Genomic DNA, 15,294 nt, shown 5'->3' on the forward strand with positions numbered 1-15,294 from the left:
GCGTCCATCCTGTCGCCATGACACAGCGCGCAACCAAGCGGCCCGAACGCTTCGAAAAGCCGGCCTACTGGAGCGACCAGCCGGCACCCGCGCCGGCGCCGCCCAAGGACGAAGAGGCCTTGTCCCCCACCCGTTATGGCGACTGGGTCAAGGACGGCATCGCGGTCGATTTCTAAGGCAGCCAGCCCGACAGTTCGCGCCGCACCAGCGCCTCGATCATCGCCATGCCGGCTTCACCGGCGTTAAGGCAATCGAGCACGGCATAATCCCTGCCGCCCGCACCGATGAACGTCTCGCGGCCGCGGATGGCCAGTTCCTCGCGCGTTTCAACACAGTCGGCGGCAAACCCGGGCGCCAGTACGGCGAGCCGGGCGCCGCGCGCAGCCTCGGCAGCCAGCACGCTTTCGGTCGAGGGTTCCAGCCACTTGGCGCGCCCGAAGCGCGACTGGAACGCCGTCTCGATCCGCAGGTCGGGAAAGCGCGGCGCCAGCACCTCTGCCAGCAGGCGCGCGGTCTTGCGGCAGTGGCAGTGATAAGGATCGCCCAGCTCCAACGTGCGCTTCGGCATGCCGTGAAAGCTCAGCAGCAGCGCGTCGGGCATGAAAGGAAGGGCGCGAAGCTGGCGGTCGGCGTCCTCGGCCAGCGCAGAAATGTGCGCGGGATCGTCGTAGTAGGGCGGCATCGTGCGGATCGCAGGCTGCCAGCGCATCGTGGCAAGCGCCGCGCCCATCGCGTCGATCGCGGTCGCGGTGGTGGCGGCGCAGTACTGCGGATAAAGCGGTGCGACGAGGATGCGATCGCAGCCGGCTTCCTTCAATCGCACCAGTTCGGCGCCGAGCGCGGGGCGTCCGTAACGCATGGCGTGGGCGACCATCGCGGCATCGCCAAGCCGTGCCTGCAACGCCTTCGCCTGCGCGGCGGTGATCGCGGCCAGCGGGCTGCCATCCTCGCCCCAGACCTGGCCGTAGGCGTGGGCGGATTTCTTCGGCCGGGTGGTCAGGATCACGCCGCGCAGGATCGGCTGCCAGACGAGCGGCGGTATCTCGACGACGCGGCGATCCGACAGGAATTCGGCCAGGTAACGCCGCACAGATCCCGGATCGGGCGCATCCGGCGTACCGAGGTTCACCAGCAGCACGCCGATGCGGCCATGCGGCGCGGCGGGATGATCGGCGGGGCGTTCCATGACTGCCTGCTCCATCATGCCGGCCCCGTCAGCGGCAGCGTGCGCAGCCGCGTGCCGGTGGCTGCGAAGAGCGCGTTGGCCATGGCCGGCGGGGCCAGCGCCACGGCCAGTTCATAGGGGTCGAACGGCTCACCGGTGGCGGGCACGATCTCGATCGCGATGGCTGGCGCGGTGGCGGCGGTCGGCAGGGCCAGCTGCGCCAGCCGCGTGCGGGTCGGCAGGCCGGCGCCATAGCCGGTGGCCGCCCCGGCGGCGAGGCCGAGCCCGAACAGCAGGCCGCCTTCGATCTGTTGATGCGCGATATCGGGGTTCACCACTCGGCCGATCTGGGCGACGACGGCGAACTTGTCCACCCGGATGCCGGTCGTCTCCTGCCGCGCGGTGGCGAATACCGCCATGCGGCCCGTGCGGCCGAAACGCCGGAGCGCGGCGCAGGCTAGCCCCTGCCCCCCGCGCCCACCGTCCCAGCCCGCCAGCGCGGCGGCGCGCTGCAGCACCGCGGCCAGCGCCACGTCGTCCCCCAGCAAAGCCATCCGGAACGACAGCGGCTCGCGCCCGGACCGCGCCGCTAACTCGTCGACGAAGCTTTCGGTAAAAAAGGTCGTCAGGCCGACCGCATTACCCGCCAGCCGCCCCGTCGGCAGCGGCAGCCCGGTCGCCACGTGCTCGATCACCAGGTCCTGCACGGCGTATGGCGGCAGCGCGCCTTCTGTCGCCAGCGGGTCGGCGCTGGTCTGCGCGGCCCGCGCCGACCAGCGATCCTGCCCACCGACCAGCCGGGCGCCCAGTTCGGCGGTAGCGGAGGGCACCGCGATGCGCGTTTTCCAGGATGTTGGCGTACCGTCGGGCGAAGTCTTCGCCGCCAGGACAGCGTAAGCGGGGCTTCGCGGGAGGGTGCCGAGATGCTCTTCCCAGCGCGAGGCCGCCAGCTGCACCGGCCGCCCCAGGTCGCGCGCTACGGTCGCAGCGACCACTGCGTGGCGGGTGTCCAGCCGCGCGTCGAAGCTTCCGCCCGCCGCGACAGGGTAAAGCGTGACGGCGCCGACACTCAACCCGAGCGCGGCGGCGACCGCATCGCGGGTGGCGGCGGGCGCCTGGCTGGCGACCCAGAGTTCGAGCTTGCCCCCGCTCCAATGCGCTGTGGCCGCGGCGGTCTCCAGCCCGGCGTGAAGCGCGGCCGATGCACTGTAACGCGCAACCAGGTCGAACGGCGGCGCGGCCGCGGCGTCCGCATCGCCCAGCGTCCCAACGCGCGTCGCCGCGCCGCGCCGCAGCGCGGCTTCGAGCGCCGCCTCGATGGCGACATCGTCGGCGCGTTCGCCCACGGTGAAGACCGGCGCGATCGCCGAAAGCGCACGCTCCGCCGCCCACCAGGTGTCGCCGGTGGCGGCGACCCAGTCCGGCCCGGTGACGACGCGGCCGAAGCCTGCCAGTCCGCGCGCCTTGCCCGCATCGGCGCGCGGCGGACCCTCAACCGCGCCGACCGGTGCCCAGCGGATCGCCGCGAACGCCATGTCGGGAAGCCGTACGTCGGCTGCGAACTGCATGGTCCCGCGCGCCTTGGCGGGCAGGTCAAGGCGCGGGAATGCCGTCCGCCGCCCGTCCGGCCGCTCAGCCGCGGGGGCGCGCAGTACCGGTTCGGCAGGCAGCGTCAGCGCGGCGGCTTCCTCGGCCAGGGTGCCGAACGGCAGGCGCCGGTCGCCCGCGACGACGTGGCTGGCAGCCGTGTCGCAGGCCTGCGCGTCGATCCCCCACCGCCGCGCCGCCGCGGCGATAAGCAGCGTTCTGGCAGATGCGGCGGCCCAGCGGGCGGGATCTTCCCACGCCGCCAGGGTCGATCCTTCGGCGGTAACCGCGAAGTCGTGCCCCTCGGCCCAGCGGCGCGCCAGCACGCTGTCGCCGTCGGCCGCCCACGACGGCGCCGCGGGCATCCACAACCGCGACCAGCGTGCCGCCAGCGCGGTGTTGGCATAGGCGCCCGAGGGCAGCGCCGGCTCGAGCGCGATCTGCCGCCAGTCGGCGCCGAGTTCGCTCGCCACGACTTGCGCCAGCAGGCTGCCGTCGCCTTGCCCCATGTCGAGCGCGGGCACGGCGAGCGTGGTCACACCGTCGGCGCCGATGCGCAGCCAGGCGTCGAAGGCGAAATCGTCGGGCCCCGGGGCGACCGGCGGCTTGAACCGGCGCGGGGTCAGCGCCCAGGCGATGACCAGCGCGCCCGCCGCACCGGCGCCGATCAGCACCGCGCGGCGGTCAGCCTTCACTGGCGCCCCGGCTGGAGGTTGAGCCCGCTCTGGTTATCCAGCCAGGTGGCGATGCGGCGGGCGATGGCCGCGAAACCGTCCGCGACCGGTCCCTCACCCGCGGCCGGCGGGGTCCCCGCGTCCGATTCGCGGCGGATCGTGATGTCGAGCGGAATGCGGCCGAGGAACGGCAGTCCCATCTCGGCGGCGGCGGCCTCTGCCCCGCCCGAACCGAACGGATCGCTGACTTCGCCGCAGTGCGGGCAGATGTATCCCGCCATGTTCTCGACCATGCCGATCACCGGCACGCCGGCCTGGCCGAACAGCTGGATCGCGCGCGCCGCGTCAATCAGTGCAAGATCCTGCGGCGTCGACACGATCACCGCGCCGACCGGGCGGTGCCGCTGCAGCATCGTCAGCTGGACGTCGCCGGTGCCGGGCGGCAAGTCGACGACCAGCAATTCGGCATCGCCCCAGTCGGCGTCGATCAACTGGCCCAGCGCGTTCGAGGCCATTGGGCCGCGCCAGGCGATGGCGCGGCCATCCTCGATCAGGTTGCCCATCGATAGCACCGGCAGGCCGCCGTATCCCGCCAGCGGAATCATCTTGCTGTCGCGCGCTTGCGGCTTGCGGCCTTCGGTGCCCATCAGGCGCGGCTGCGACGGGCCGTAGATATCGGCATCGACCAGCCCCACCTTGCGACCCGCGCGGGCCAGCGCGACCGCCAGGTTGGCCGCCAGCGTCGACTTGCCGACCCCGCCTTTGCCCGATCCGACCGCCAGGATCCGCCGCACCGGCTTGTCCGCCACCATCGCCACCCGCACGTCGCGGACACCCGGCACCGCCGCCAGGGCATCGCGAAGTGCAGCCTCGCTGCGCTCACGCTCGACCGCATCGAATCCGGCGACGTCGAGCACCGCGCTGGCAGTGCCTTCAGCCAGCCGCAGCGCGGTCACGCGCGGGGCCAGCGCGGGTGGCAGCGCGGCGCGCAGGGCGGAAGCGGGATCGGCAGGTTCAGTCACGGGGCGGGGTCCATCGACGGTGGTCTCGGGCAAGTCGCCAGCCCCTAGCAATGAAAAAGCCGGGGGAGACACTGTTTTTGTCGGCCGGCGCTCCCTATAACCGATGCGATGAAGCGTTTTGCGGGGACTTTCGAAGGCTGGCGGCTGGCTATGGCTGGACGCAAAAGCCCGTGGGGCGGCGGTGGCGGCGACGACGGCGGCGAAAGCGGCCAGTCCGGCCCTGCGGACGGCGGCGGCGACAAGCCCGTTCCGCCCCCGCCTCCACCCGCGTCCGGCCCGCGCAACCCGTGGCTGCCCGGCAGCGGCGGCGAGGAACGGCGCCGTGCCCCCGGCATCGACGATATTTTCAGGAACCGCGGCCCGGGCGGTCCCGGCGGTGGCTTTCCGCATTTCGCGTCGCAGCCGGGGCGCCGGCTTGGCAAGTACCTGGTAGCGGGCGTCGCGCTGCTGTGGCTGGGCGTGAGCTGCTATCACCAGCTCGGCACCAGCGAACAGGGCGTGGTGACGACGCTGGGTTCTTATTCGCGCACGATCGGACCGGGCGCCAACTGGACGCTGCCGTGGCCGATCCAGGCGGTGAAGGTCGAGGATGTCGGTTCGATCAAGCGCAACTCGATCCCCGAGGGGGAGAGCGAGAACCTGATGCTGACGAGCGACCTCAACCTGGTCGATTTCAGCTACCTGGTGCGCTGGAACATCAAGGACCTGAAGCTCTACACATTCCAGCTCAAGGACCCGAAGGCGACCGTGATCGAGGTTGCCGAGGCGGCGATGCGCGCCTCCGTGGCCGAAGTCCCGCTGAATGGCGTGATGGGGGGCGCCGGCCGCGCCGAGATCGAGATTCGCGTGCGCACCCGGATGCAGGCGGTACTCGACGCCTATCGCTCCGGCATCTCGGTGCTGGGGGTCGATATCAAGAAAGCCGATCCGCCCGACAAGGTCAACGATGCTTTCCAGAAGGTCACCGCGGCGCAGAACGACGCCCAGCGCGACCTCAACAACGCGCAGGCCCAGGCCCAGCAGGTCCTGGCCAAGGCGCAGGCCGAAGCCGGCGCCTTCGACAAGGTTTATGAGCAATACAAGCTCGCTCCCGAGGTGACCCGCCGCCGCATGTATTACGACACGATGGAACGCGTGCTCTCCAATAACGACAAGGTCGTGGTCGAGGGCAACGGCGTCACGCCGTACCTGCCGCTGCCGCAGATCACGCCCAAGCCGCGCGTGACGGAGGCGCCCGCACCATGACCGTCGTGCAGACCCTGAGGGGCAACAAGCTCGCGCTGGGCGCAGCCGTGGCGGCCCTGTTCGTGATTTTCTCCAGCATCGTGGTGGTGCCCGAATCGCAGCAGGCCGTGGTCCTGCGGCTGGGTGAGCCGGTCCGCGTGATCAACCGCTTTCGCCCGGGGGTCGATTTCGGCCGCACCGGCGCCGGCGTGGTCCTGCGCGTGCCGCTGCTCGAGGAAGTGGTCCGCATCGACAAGCGCGTGCTCAGCCTGGAAATGGATTCACAACAGGTCATCTCCTCGGACCAGCGCCGGCTCGAGGTCGATGCCTATGCGCGCTACCGGATTATCGACCCGGTCAAGATGGTCCGCACCGCCGGTTCGGTCGAGCGGGTCGGGGACCAGCTGCAACCGATCCTGACCTCGGTGCTGCGCCAGGAACTGGGCAGCAACACGTTCGCCAGCCTGCTCACCCCCGAGCGCGGCGAGGCGATGGCCCACATCCGCGAGGGGCTCGACCGCCAGGCGCGCGATTACGGTGCACAAGTGATCGATGTTCGGATCAAGAAAGCGGATTTGCCGCCCGGCGCGCTGGAAAGCGCGTTTGCCCAGATGCGCGCCGCGCGCGAGCAGGAAGCGACGACGATCCGCGCCCAGGGCCAGAAGAACGCCTACCTGATCACCGCCGACGCCGAGGCGCGAGCGGCCCGCATCTATGCTGACAGCTTCGGCAAGGACCCGGGCTTCTACGATTTCTACCGCGCGATGAAGAGCTACGACGCGACTTTCGCCAACCCGGAAACGCGCGGCGGCAGCACCATCATCCTGAGCCCGCAGAACGAGTACCTCAAACAGTTCAAGGGCAACTGACGGGAGGCCGCGCGGGAACCCGCGCCATTCAATGCCGGTTCAGGCAAAAAGGTCTGAATCGCGCCGAAAACGAGCGACGTCCGGCGCGGAGTCTTCGGGCGATAGAACACAAAGGACACGATCACGTGCGATACGCTTACGGCATTTCATCGGCGCTTCTTCTCGGCGGCGCGGCCGCGACGCTGCTGGGCGGTTTCCCCGCCGGCGCGCAGGTAGCGCAGAATGACAGTTCGCAGATGGCCACGGTGGTGCCGCGCGCCGGCGCCCCGGCCAGCTTCGCCGACCTGACCGCGCAGCTGCAGCCCGCGGTCGTCAACATCGCCACCCGCCAGCAGGTCAAGGTCCAGACCAACAATCCGTTCGCCGGAACCCCGTTCGAAGGTCTGTTCGGCGGCCAGGGCGGCGGGCAGCCGCAAACGCGCGAGGCCGGTGCGCTGGGTTCCGGCTTCATCATTTCGCCCGACGGCTACGTGGTCACCAACAACCACGTCATCACGATGGACAACCAGGGCCTGGCCAGCTCAATCACGGTCAAGATGGCGGACGGGCAGGAATACAATGCCCGCATCGTCGGCCGCGACCAGGCCTCCGACATCGCTGTGCTAAAGATCGATCCCAAGAAGACGCTGCCGTTCGTCAAGTTCGGCCAGTCGGGCAAGGCCCGCGCCGGTGACTGGGTGATCGCCATCGGCAACCCGTTCGGCCTGGGCGGGTCGGTGACCAGCGGGATCATCTCGTCGGTCAACCGCAACACCGGTTCCGGCGCTTACGATCACTACATCCAGACCGACGCCTCGATCAATTCGGGCAATTCGGGCGGGCCGATGTTCGACATGGCCGGCAACGTGATCGGCATCAATAACTGGATCATCGCCCCGTCGGGCGGCAACATCGGCATCGGCTTCGCGATTCCCTCGGACATCGCCGCGCCGATCGTTGCCAAGCTGCAGGCCGGCCAGGCGATCGAGCGCGGCTACCTGGGCGTGCAGATCCAGCCGATGACCGACGACCTCGCCAATTCCTACGGCATCCCGCACGATCGCGGCGAGCTGGTGCAGAGCGTCGTCCCCGGCGGTGCCGCGGCCAGCGCCGGGCTGCAACCGGGCGACGTCGTTCTCAAGGTCGACGGCAAGGAGGTCACCTCGGACAATTCGCTGTCGTCGATCGTGGCCAACACCGCCCCCGGCAAGCGCATCCCGATCGAGGTGCTGCGCAGCGGCCGCAACGTGACCGTCAACGCAGTCGTCGCCAAGCGACCGAGCGAAGAGGAACTGGCCCGCGCCAACCCGCCCAGCGCCACCCCGCGCGGGAGCCGTGCCGCTCCCGGCGCGACGCAGAACCAGGGGCTGGCCTGGGATTCGCTGGGTCTTGCCGCGGTTCCGCTGACGCCGGACCTCGCGGTTCGCCTGGGCCTGCCGGAAAACTACACCGGCCTGCTGATCACCGACGTGGACCCTTCGTCCGACGCCGGGACGAAGCAGATCCAGCCGCGGATGCTGATCCTGGAAGCCAACGACCAGAAGGTCGCCACGATGGCCCAGCTCGAAGCGATCGTGCGCAGTGCCAAGAACGCCGGGCGTGAGGCGGTTCGCCTCAAGATCCAGCCGCCGGGGCAGGCGCCCGCGATCATCGCCCTGCGCCTGCGCTAGGGCGGGGTCGAACCGAAGCGAAAAAGGCCCCGCCCGGGGCCTTTTTTGTGATCAGAACTGAGCCGGCGGCGGGCGGCGGGTTGCAGTAGCCGTCGGGATCGGCTGGACCACCGGGCCCTGCACCGCCGGGGTTCGCCGCGGCGGCGGGCTGCGCGTGGGTGCGGGGGCGGGTTCGTCACGCCCGGTCGCGCGGTTGAGGAAATCGTCGCCGGCCGCCGCTGGTGGCCGATCGGCGTCCTGCTGAGCTGGCTCGTCCGCGGGTTGCGGCTGGTCGTCGGCGGCGGCGGGCGGGCGCGGATCGACCAGCCGGCCACTGTCGTCGACGTAGTAGTAGTCTTCGGGGTTGGCGCCCTGCTGGGCCTGGTCGTCGGGCTCGAGCTGCCATTCGGGCGCCTTCGCCTGGGTGTCGAACGGTTCGACCGGACGGGTGGCGGTCGCGACCTTCATGAACTGGGCGAAGGCGCGCGCCGGGGCCGTACCGCCCTGCAGGCCGGGCACGGTCTTGGCGTCGTCGCGGCCCATCCACACGCCGGTGGTCACGCCGCTGGAAAAGCCCAGGAACCAACCGTCCTTGTTCGAACTGGTGGTCCCGGTCTTGCCCGCGACCGGACGGCCGATCTGCGCCGCGCGGCCGGTCCCGATCTGGACCGCGCTCTGCAACAGATCGGTCATCTCGGCGGCGACGTAGTCGGGCACCAGTTGCGCCCCGGCCGACGGACGATGCTGATAGAGCAGCTGACCGTCGGTGGTCGTCACCTTGACGATCCCGTAGGGTTCGATCGCGTGGCCCTTGGCGCTGACAGTGGCGAAGGCCCGCGTCATGTCGAGCACGCGGACGTCGTTGCTGCCCAGCACCATAGAGGGGTAAGTGGAAATGGGCGTCGTGATGCCCAGGCGCCGCGCCATGCCTGCCACGGTCGAGAAGCCGACCTCGTTGCCGAGCTGTGCCGCAACGGTGTTCTTGGAATAGGCAAAGGCGGTGCGCACGTTGATCTTGCCGGCGTAGCTGCGGCCATCGTTGCGCGGGCTCCACCCGTTGATGGTCACCGGTTCGTCGGTCACCATGTCCTCTGGCCGGTAGCCGGCCTCAAGCGCGGAGAGATAGACGAACAGCTTCCAGGCCGAGCCGGGCTGGCGCATCGCGTTGGTGGCGCGATTGTAGTTCGAACTGACGTAGTCGGTGCCCCCGACCAGCGCCAGCACGGCACCGTCGCGGTCAAGGCTGACAAGCGCGCCCTGTGCGCCGCCCGGGGCGTTGGCCTTGAGCGCGTCGATCCCGGCGCTCTGCAGCTTGGGGTCCAGCGTGGTCCAGACCTCGATCGGCTCGGTGCTTTCGCCCAGCAGCACGTCGAGCTGCGGCAGCGCCCAGTCGGTGAAATAACGCACCGAGTTCTGCCCGGTCTCGGGCGCCAGGCGCACGGCATCGAGATCCGCGGCCTCGGCCTCGCTCCACGAAATCTTGCCGTTCTGCGCCATCAGCCGCAGCACCACGCGGGCCCGGTCGCGCCCGGCCTCGGCATCGGCGGTGGGGGCATAGTGCGACGGCGCCTTGACCAGGCCGGCAACGATTGCCGCCTCGGGCAGGGTCAGTTCGGTGGCGGGGTGGTTGAAGAACTTGCGGCTGGCGGAATCGATTCCGTAGGCGCCGCCGCCGAAGTAGACCTTGTTGAGATAAAGTTCGAGGATCTGGTCCTTGGAAAAGCGAGTCTCAAGCGCCATCGCCAAGACCATCTCGCGCACCTTGCGACCCAGCGAGCGGCTGTTGTTGAGGAACACGTTGCGCGCCAGCTGCTGTGTGATCGTGGAGGTGGCACGCAGCCCGTCGGTGTTCTTTACCGCCACCGCCGAAGCGCGCAGCAGCCCGATCGGATCGATGCCGATGTGCGAATAGAAACGCCGGTCCTCGGTCGCGACCATCGCGTCCTTCATGACCTGCGGAATGTCGGCCGAACGGACCCAGCGGCCATAGCTGGGGCCCTGGGTGAACAATTCGCTGCCATCGCGCGCGCGCACGACAATCATCTGGCCTTGCTGGCTGCTTTTCAGTGCCGAGAAGCTGGGCAGCGACGACGCCGCGACGCCAACCGCGATGGCAGTCACGACAGCCACGAGCAGGACGGCGGCAACGCCCCACACGAACAGGCGGCGAACCCACGCGCGCCAGCCCGACGGGGCGGCGCGATCGGGCTCACGCCGCTGTCCGCGCGGCGACCTGCGAATATCCTTGCGCGCCATGATCCTCCCGGCTCGGCCCGAACGCACCCCTGGGCCGTCCGAGCCTGTGCATAGGCGATCCCGAACGCGGCGTTAATGGCTATTCGGCGGACGGGCTTTCAGCGTCGTCCGGCGCGAATTCGAGGGCGGCACTGTTGATGCAATAGCGTAGCCCGCCCGCTTCACGGGGACCGTCGGGAAACACGTGGCCAAGGTGTCCTTCGCACTTGGCGCAGCGTACTTCGGTACGCTCCATGCCGTGCGCGGTATCGCGAAGTTCGTCGACCGCGTCAGCCGCAACCGGCGCGGTATAACTGGGCCAGCCGGAACCGGAATCGTACTTCGTTTCCGAGTTGAACAGCGGCTCGCCACAACCCGCACACGTGTAGGTTCCGCCCTGCTTGTTACGCTCGTATTTGCCGGTGAAGGCACGCTCGGTCCCGCCTTGGCGCAGCACGCCGTATTGCTCGGGGGTCAGCTTCTCGCGCCACTCGGCATCGCTGAGGGTGACTTTGTCGGTCATCGGGGGGCTCTCCTTTGCTGCGGCATATGGGTGCAGCCCGGCGACGCGGCAAGGCATGGGCTGGGCTGGGCTGGGCTGGGCTGGCCTGGGCTGGGCTGGCTGGGCGGGAACCAGGCCCGGCGGCATTCGTTTTTCGGGTCTAGCGGCGATCATCCGCCAAGGAGAATACCCATGCGCAATGCGCTCATCCTCGCGGCCGGAACGGCACTGGCCATGGCGGCCACTCCGGCGCTGGCCGATCATCATCGCGGCGGCGACCGCAACTGGAGCGGCCGGCACTGCCCGCCGGGGCTGGCCAAGAAGCACAACGGCTGCATGCCGCCGGGGCAGGCGCGCAAGATGTATTACAACCGGGGTGAGCGGGTGCCGAGCGACTGGCGCTATGTCCAGTACAACACGCTGCCGAGTTCCTACCGCGACCGCTACCGGTATAACGACAGCTACCGCTATTATTACAACGACGGCCGGGTTTACGCCGTCGACCCGACCACCCGCCTGATCCAGACCGTCATCAACATCCTGCGTTGATCAGCGCCGCGGCGGCTAAAAACGAAGGGCGCCCGCTCCGGACCGGAGTGGGCGCCCTTCAATGAAACGAACGATAGTAAGCCGGTCAGCCGGCGGGCGCGCTGGCGTCGCCGGCGGGGGTCGCCTGATTGGTCACAGTGCCGGTGCGGCTACCCTGATCGCTGGTGAGTGCACCGGTCACCCAGATCAGCGTCAGCGCCGCGATGGCGAGAAACAGGCTGATCACGAGCACGTAGCGGACGATGTGCGGCGTGCTGCCGCCGCTGGCCTCGGTATCGTCGACGTGAACTTCGTCGCCCTGGCGGTCCATGGCGTAATCTCCCCAGTAGTGGTCGCGCTTGCAACGCGTCAGAAGCGGGCCTGTTCCGGTCCGCGTCAGTCGCGCAGAAGTTCGTTGATACCCGTTTTTGAGCGGGTGCGCGCGTCGACCGTCTTGACGATCACGGCGCAGTAGAGACTTGGCCCCGGCGTCCCGTCCGACTGCGGTTTGCCCGGCAGTGCGCCCGGCACCACCACCGCGTAAGGCGGAACCTTGCCGACGTGGACCTGGCCGGTGGCGCGATCGACGATCTTGGTCGACGCGCCGAGGTATACACCCATCGACAGGACCGCCCCTTCGCCGACCTCGACCCCCTCGGCCACCTCGGACCGCGCACCGATGAAGGCGCCGTCGCCGATGATGACCGGTCCGGCCTGCAACGGTTCGAGGACACCGCCGATACCGGCGCCGCCCGACAAGTGGACGTTGCGCCCGATCTGCGCGCAGGAGCCGACCGTCGCCCAGGTGTCAACCATCGTCCCCTCGCCCACGTACGCGCCAATGTTGACGAAGCTGGGCATCAGCACCGCACCCTTGCCGATGAACGCGCCGCGCCGCACCACCGCGCCCGGCACAACCCGAAAGCCCCCATCGCGGAAGCGGACATCGTCCCAGCCGGCGAATTTGGAAGGCACCTTGTCGAATGCCGGGGCCCCGGCAGCCCCGCCGGGAACCACGGCATTGTCGTAAAGGCGGAACGACAGCAGCACGGCCTGCTTGAGCCACTGGTTGACGCGCCAACCGCCGGTGCCGTCGGGCTCGGCCACGCGTGCGGCGCCGCTGTCCAGCAGTGCCAGCGCCGCGTCGACAGGTTCCGCCACGTCCCGGCTGGCGGGAGTGACCGCGTCGCGCCGGTCCCAGGCGGCGGCGATTGTGGTGGCCAGATCGGCGTGGTCGGTCATCCGCGGGGCCTTTTCTGAAGCGCGTGTTTCGGGGCGCGGGTATCGGTTCGTCGTGCCCCGGGCAACCCTCGCCGTGACGGCGGGATAGAATAGCGCGCCCGCGCGTTACCGGATCGCCGCCGGGTCGCCATTCACCCATAAGTAAGCCATAGCGTGTCAGTTCGAACGCAATTCTTTCGAATCGAAGGCAAAAATGACCATGGCGATGACGCAATTGCGGTTCGTTGGCATTCTCGCGGCGCTCAGCCCGGTCGCCTTGGTGGCCGCTTGCGGCGGCGGCGGAGGCGGATCGATCTCCACACCCGCACCCGCGCCCGCGCCTGTTCCCAGTCCAACGCCGACTCCGACGCCGGCACCCACCCCCACTCCCACGCCGACCCCGTCGAGCGCCTTCAGCACCAGCGAATACAACCGCTCGACCGGGCCTTCACAGCACGGCGCGGTGACTGCCTGGGCACAGGGCGTCAACGGCACGGGCGTGACCATCGGCGTAGTGGATAGCGGCATCGACAGCGACAGCCCAGAATTTGCCGGCCGCCTGTCATCCGCATCGCGCGACGTCGCCGGATCGCGCGGGGTCGACAACCCGGACAGCGACCACGGCACCAACGTCGCCATGATCGCTGCCGCGGCGCGGGACAACACCGGCATCCTGGGCATCGCATTCGGCGCGCAAGTCGCGATGTTCCGCGCCGACAGTCCCGGATCGTGCACGACGCCGAACAAGGACGGCAAGAACGAATGCACGTTCGGCGACACCGCGATCGCCGCCGGCGTCAACGCCGCGATCGACGCGGGCGCCAAGGTCATCAACTTGTCGCTGGGCGGCTCGTCGCCGGGCTCGATCCTGCGCGCGGCGGTTTCGCGCGCGGCTTCCGCCGGCGTGGTGGTAATCATTTCTGCCGGCAACGACGGCGATTCAACCGATCCCGCGGTCGATCCGAACAATCCCGACCCCTTCGCCACCGGCCTGCGGGCGGCGGGCAACGGCAACGTCATCATCGCCGGGTCGGTCGGCGAAACGAACCAGATTTCTGCCTTCAGCAACCGCGCGGGCAGCTCGGCCCAGTGGTACCTGACCGCGCGGGGCGAGCGGGTTTGCTGCGTTTACGAAAACGGCGCCATCAAGATCACTACCGATTCGACCGGCGCGCGGTTTGTCACGCTGTTTTCAGGGACCAGTTTCTCGGCCCCGCAGATTGCCGGTGCTGCGGCGCTGCTGTTCCAGGCGTTTCCGAACCTGACCGCGGCGCAAGTCGTCGACCTGCTGCTTCGTACCGGTACCGATGCCGGCGCGACGGGAACCGACGCCACGTACGGACGCGGCATCCTGAACATCGCGGCGGCCTTCGCGCCGCAAGGTGCGACCGCGCTGTCGACCTCCACCGTGCCGCTGCCGATTGGCGACACCACGATCGCAACCTCGCGTCCGATGGGCGATGCGCGCATCGGCGCGCCGCTCGATACCGTCCTGCTCGACGGATACGGCCGCGCCTATGACTACAATCTGGCCTCGGGCGTGCGTAGCGCCGCTGTCGCGCCCCGGCTGACCGCCGCACTGACGGGCACGTCGCGCACGATTGGCGGCGCCGGCGGCGCAGTAGCCATGGCCTTCACCGTCGACGCCACCGGGCGCGCCATCGCGCAGCCGTGGCAGGGCGCGCTGCGCCTGTCGCGCGGCGATGCCGAGGCGGCGCGCGTCCTGGCCGGCCAGGTGGTCGCCCGTATCGCGCCCAAGACGTCGGTCGCGTTCGCTTTCGCGCAAGGGGCGGACGGACTGGTCGCGCAGCTTCAGGGTCGGAACGAAGCGGCGTTCTTCGTCGCCGGGTCGGCGCATGACGACGTCGGCTTCGACCAGAGCAATCAGACCACGCTGGCGGTGCGCCGCAACCTCGGCACCTGGGCGCTGACCGCCACGGCCGCGCGGGGCAACGCGATTACCGGTTCACCGCTGCAGTTCGGCACTTCGCTAGAGGCACGCCGGGGCGAATTTCCAGTGTCGCGCATCGGCGTCGCGTTCGACCGCGGGTTCGAGGCCGGGCGCGCCAGCATCGGCGCGTCCTGGCTGCACGAGACCGGCACGGTGCTGGGCGCGCGGATCCATTCGGGCCTGGGCGGCAGCGGCGCAGACACGATGCTTGCCGACGCGGCGGCGCAGTGGTCGCCCGCGCCCGGCTGGCAGCTTGGCGGCGCACTGCGCGCCGGATTCACCCGCGCGGGCAGCGCCGGAACGTTGCAGGGCGGCACGCTGGTGACCAGCGCGTGGTCGCTTGACGCGCTGCGCAGCGACGTCTTTGCGCCAGGAGATAGCGTCGCGCTGCGGCTGTCGCAGCCACTCCGCGTCGAAAGCGGCACGCTGTCGTTCCTGCTCCCGATCGACTACAGCTATGAGACGCTGCAGACAGGCATGGGGCTGCGCACGCTGTCGCTGGCGCCGCAGGGGCGCGAACTGGACGCCGAACTGGGGTGGAGCGGGCCGCTTCTATACGGCCAGGCCCACGCCGGGGTGTTCTACCGCAAGGATCCCGGTCATCGCGCCGCGCTGCCCGACGACAAGGGCATGGCGGTAAGCTGGCGCGCGGCGTTCTAGGCACCGGCTTTACTTCGCCGCCGGGCCG

At 69.5% G+C, this 15,294-nt stretch carries 14 protein-coding genes; 6 read left to right on the forward strand and 8 right to left on the reverse strand.

Translation table 11 applies throughout. From position 1 onward, the window contains the following. Positions 1 to 17: 17 nt before the first annotated feature. Entirely contained in the window at positions 18 to 176 is a 159-nt protein-coding gene (locus ACOYW6_RS08405) for a DUF1674 domain-containing protein (protein WP_423140881.1), read from the forward strand. On the opposite strand, the gene hemH is transcribed toward ACOYW6_RS08405, so the two are convergent. The 3 genes from hemH to ACOYW6_RS08420 are packed head-to-tail and all read right to left on the reverse strand — an operon-like array spanning position 173 to position 4,418. After that, positions 173 to 1,186: a ferrochelatase gene (gene hemH, locus ACOYW6_RS08410; RefSeq protein ID WP_423140882.1), complete on the reverse strand. Its 1,014-nt coding sequence runs from the start codon at positions 1,184 to 1,186 to the stop codon at positions 173 to 175. The genes ACOYW6_RS08405 and hemH overlap by 4 nt on opposite strands. A 14-nt stretch (positions 1,187 to 1,200) precedes the next feature. Then, a complete protein-coding gene (locus ACOYW6_RS08415) occupies positions 1,201 to 3,447 on the reverse strand; it encodes a molybdopterin cofactor-binding domain-containing protein (RefSeq protein ID WP_423140883.1) in 2,247 nt (748 codons plus the stop codon). After that, a complete protein-coding gene (locus ACOYW6_RS08420) occupies positions 3,444 to 4,418 on the reverse strand; it encodes an Mrp/NBP35 family ATP-binding protein (RefSeq protein ID WP_423143093.1) in 975 nt (324 codons plus the stop codon). The genes ACOYW6_RS08415 and ACOYW6_RS08420 overlap by 4 nt, the downstream gene beginning before the upstream one ends. A 138-nt stretch (positions 4,419 to 4,556) precedes the next feature. Between ACOYW6_RS08420 and hflK the strand changes: the two genes are divergently transcribed. The 3 genes from hflK to ACOYW6_RS08435 all read left to right on the forward strand — a co-directional run bounded on the left by hflK (position 4,557) and on the right by ACOYW6_RS08435 (position 8,190). After that, positions 4,557 to 5,693: a protease modulator HflK gene (gene hflK, locus ACOYW6_RS08425; protein WP_423140884.1), complete on the forward strand. Its 1,137-nt coding sequence runs from the start codon at positions 4,557 to 4,559 to the stop codon at positions 5,691 to 5,693. Next, entirely contained in the window at positions 5,690 to 6,541 is an 852-nt protein-coding gene (hflC, locus tag ACOYW6_RS08430) for a protease modulator HflC (RefSeq protein WP_423140885.1), read from the forward strand. Before hflK ends, hflC begins: the two co-directional genes overlap by 4 nt. A gap of 125 nt (positions 6,542 to 6,666) precedes the next feature. Further along, positions 6,667 to 8,190 (forward strand): Do family serine endopeptidase, encoded by a 1,524-nt coding sequence (locus ACOYW6_RS08435; protein WP_423140886.1) that lies wholly within the window; start codon positions 6,667 to 6,669, stop codon positions 8,188 to 8,190. Positions 8,191 to 8,241: 51 nt separating this feature from the next. Here ACOYW6_RS08435 and ACOYW6_RS08440 read toward each other — a convergent pair whose 3' ends face one another. Both ACOYW6_RS08440 and msrB read right to left on the reverse strand, forming a co-directional pair. Then, positions 8,242 to 10,425 (reverse strand): PBP1A family penicillin-binding protein, encoded by a 2,184-nt coding sequence (locus tag ACOYW6_RS08440; RefSeq protein WP_423140887.1) that lies wholly within the window; start codon positions 10,423 to 10,425, stop codon positions 8,242 to 8,244. Between the two features lie 79 nt (positions 10,426 to 10,504). Beyond that, entirely contained in the window at positions 10,505 to 10,927 is a 423-nt protein-coding gene (gene msrB, locus ACOYW6_RS08445; RefSeq protein WP_423140888.1) for a peptide-methionine (R)-S-oxide reductase MsrB, read from the reverse strand. Between the two features lie 171 nt (positions 10,928 to 11,098). Here msrB and ACOYW6_RS08450 point away from each other — a divergent pair, with 171 nt between their 5' ends. Beyond that, a complete protein-coding gene (locus ACOYW6_RS08450) occupies positions 11,099 to 11,455 on the forward strand; it encodes a hypothetical protein (RefSeq protein WP_423140889.1) in 357 nt (118 codons plus the stop codon). 85 nt (positions 11,456 to 11,540) lie between these two features. Here the strand turns inward: ACOYW6_RS08450 and ACOYW6_RS08455 are convergent, their stop codons facing one another. From ACOYW6_RS08455 to ACOYW6_RS08465, 3 genes are all read right to left on the reverse strand, one after another. Beyond that, on the reverse strand, positions 11,541 to 11,765 hold the full coding sequence (locus ACOYW6_RS08455; protein ID WP_423140890.1) for a hypothetical protein: 225 nt from the start codon (positions 11,763 to 11,765) through the stop codon (positions 11,541 to 11,543). 65 nt (positions 11,766 to 11,830) lie between these two features. Continuing rightward, positions 11,831 to 12,676, reverse strand: coding sequence for a 2,3,4,5-tetrahydropyridine-2,6-dicarboxylate N-succinyltransferase (gene dapD, locus ACOYW6_RS08460; RefSeq protein ID WP_423140891.1), 846 nt, complete (start codon positions 12,674 to 12,676; stop codon positions 11,831 to 11,833). Positions 12,677 to 12,832: 156 nt separating this feature from the next. Further along, positions 12,833 to 13,162, reverse strand: a complete 330-nt coding sequence (locus tag ACOYW6_RS08465) for a hypothetical protein (RefSeq protein ID WP_423140892.1) — start codon at positions 13,160 to 13,162, stop codon at positions 12,833 to 12,835. Here ACOYW6_RS08465 and ACOYW6_RS08470 point away from each other — a divergent pair. Further along, complete coding sequence (locus tag ACOYW6_RS08470) at positions 13,155 to 15,266, forward strand: S8 family peptidase (protein WP_423140893.1); 2,112 nt, start codon at positions 13,155 to 13,157, stop codon at positions 15,264 to 15,266. The genes ACOYW6_RS08465 and ACOYW6_RS08470 overlap by 8 nt on opposite strands. Positions 15,267 to 15,294: the final 28 nt, after the last annotated feature.

This window comes from Parablastomonas sp. CN1-191, from assembly GCF_049354825.1.
In the GTDB taxonomy this organism is placed as follows: domain Bacteria; phylum Pseudomonadota; class Alphaproteobacteria; order Sphingomonadales; family Sphingomonadaceae; genus Novosphingobium.

Coding starts and splice junctions, on each gene's coding strand:
- ACOYW6_RS08405 (WP_423140881.1), top strand. CDS start 18: ATGACACAGCGCGCAACCAAGCGGCCCGAACGCTTCGAAAAGCCGGCC.
- ACOYW6_RS08465 (WP_423140892.1), bottom strand. CDS start 13,162: ATGGTCACGCCCGTGCCGTTGACGCCCTGTGCCCAGGCAGTCACCGCG.
- ACOYW6_RS08440 (WP_423140887.1), bottom strand. CDS start 10,425: ATGGCGCGCAAGGATATTCGCAGGTCGCCGCGCGGACAGCGGCGTGAG.
- hflK (WP_423140884.1), top strand. CDS start 4,557: ATGAAGCGTTTTGCGGGGACTTTCGAAGGCTGGCGGCTGGCTATGGCT.
- ACOYW6_RS08450 (WP_423140889.1), top strand. CDS start 11,099: ATGCGCAATGCGCTCATCCTCGCGGCCGGAACGGCACTGGCCATGGCG.
- hflC (WP_423140885.1), top strand. CDS start 5,690: ATGACCGTCGTGCAGACCCTGAGGGGCAACAAGCTCGCGCTGGGCGCA.
- hemH (WP_423140882.1), bottom strand. CDS start 1,186: ATGGAACGCCCCGCCGATCATCCCGCCGCGCCGCATGGCCGCATCGGC.
- dapD (WP_423140891.1), bottom strand. CDS start 12,676: ATGACCGACCACGCCGATCTGGCCACCACAATCGCCGCCGCCTGGGAC.
- msrB (WP_423140888.1), bottom strand. CDS start 10,927: ATGACCGACAAAGTCACCCTCAGCGATGCCGAGTGGCGCGAGAAGCTG.
- ACOYW6_RS08455 (WP_423140890.1), bottom strand. CDS start 11,765: ATGGACCGCCAGGGCGACGAAGTTCACGTCGACGATACCGAGGCCAGC.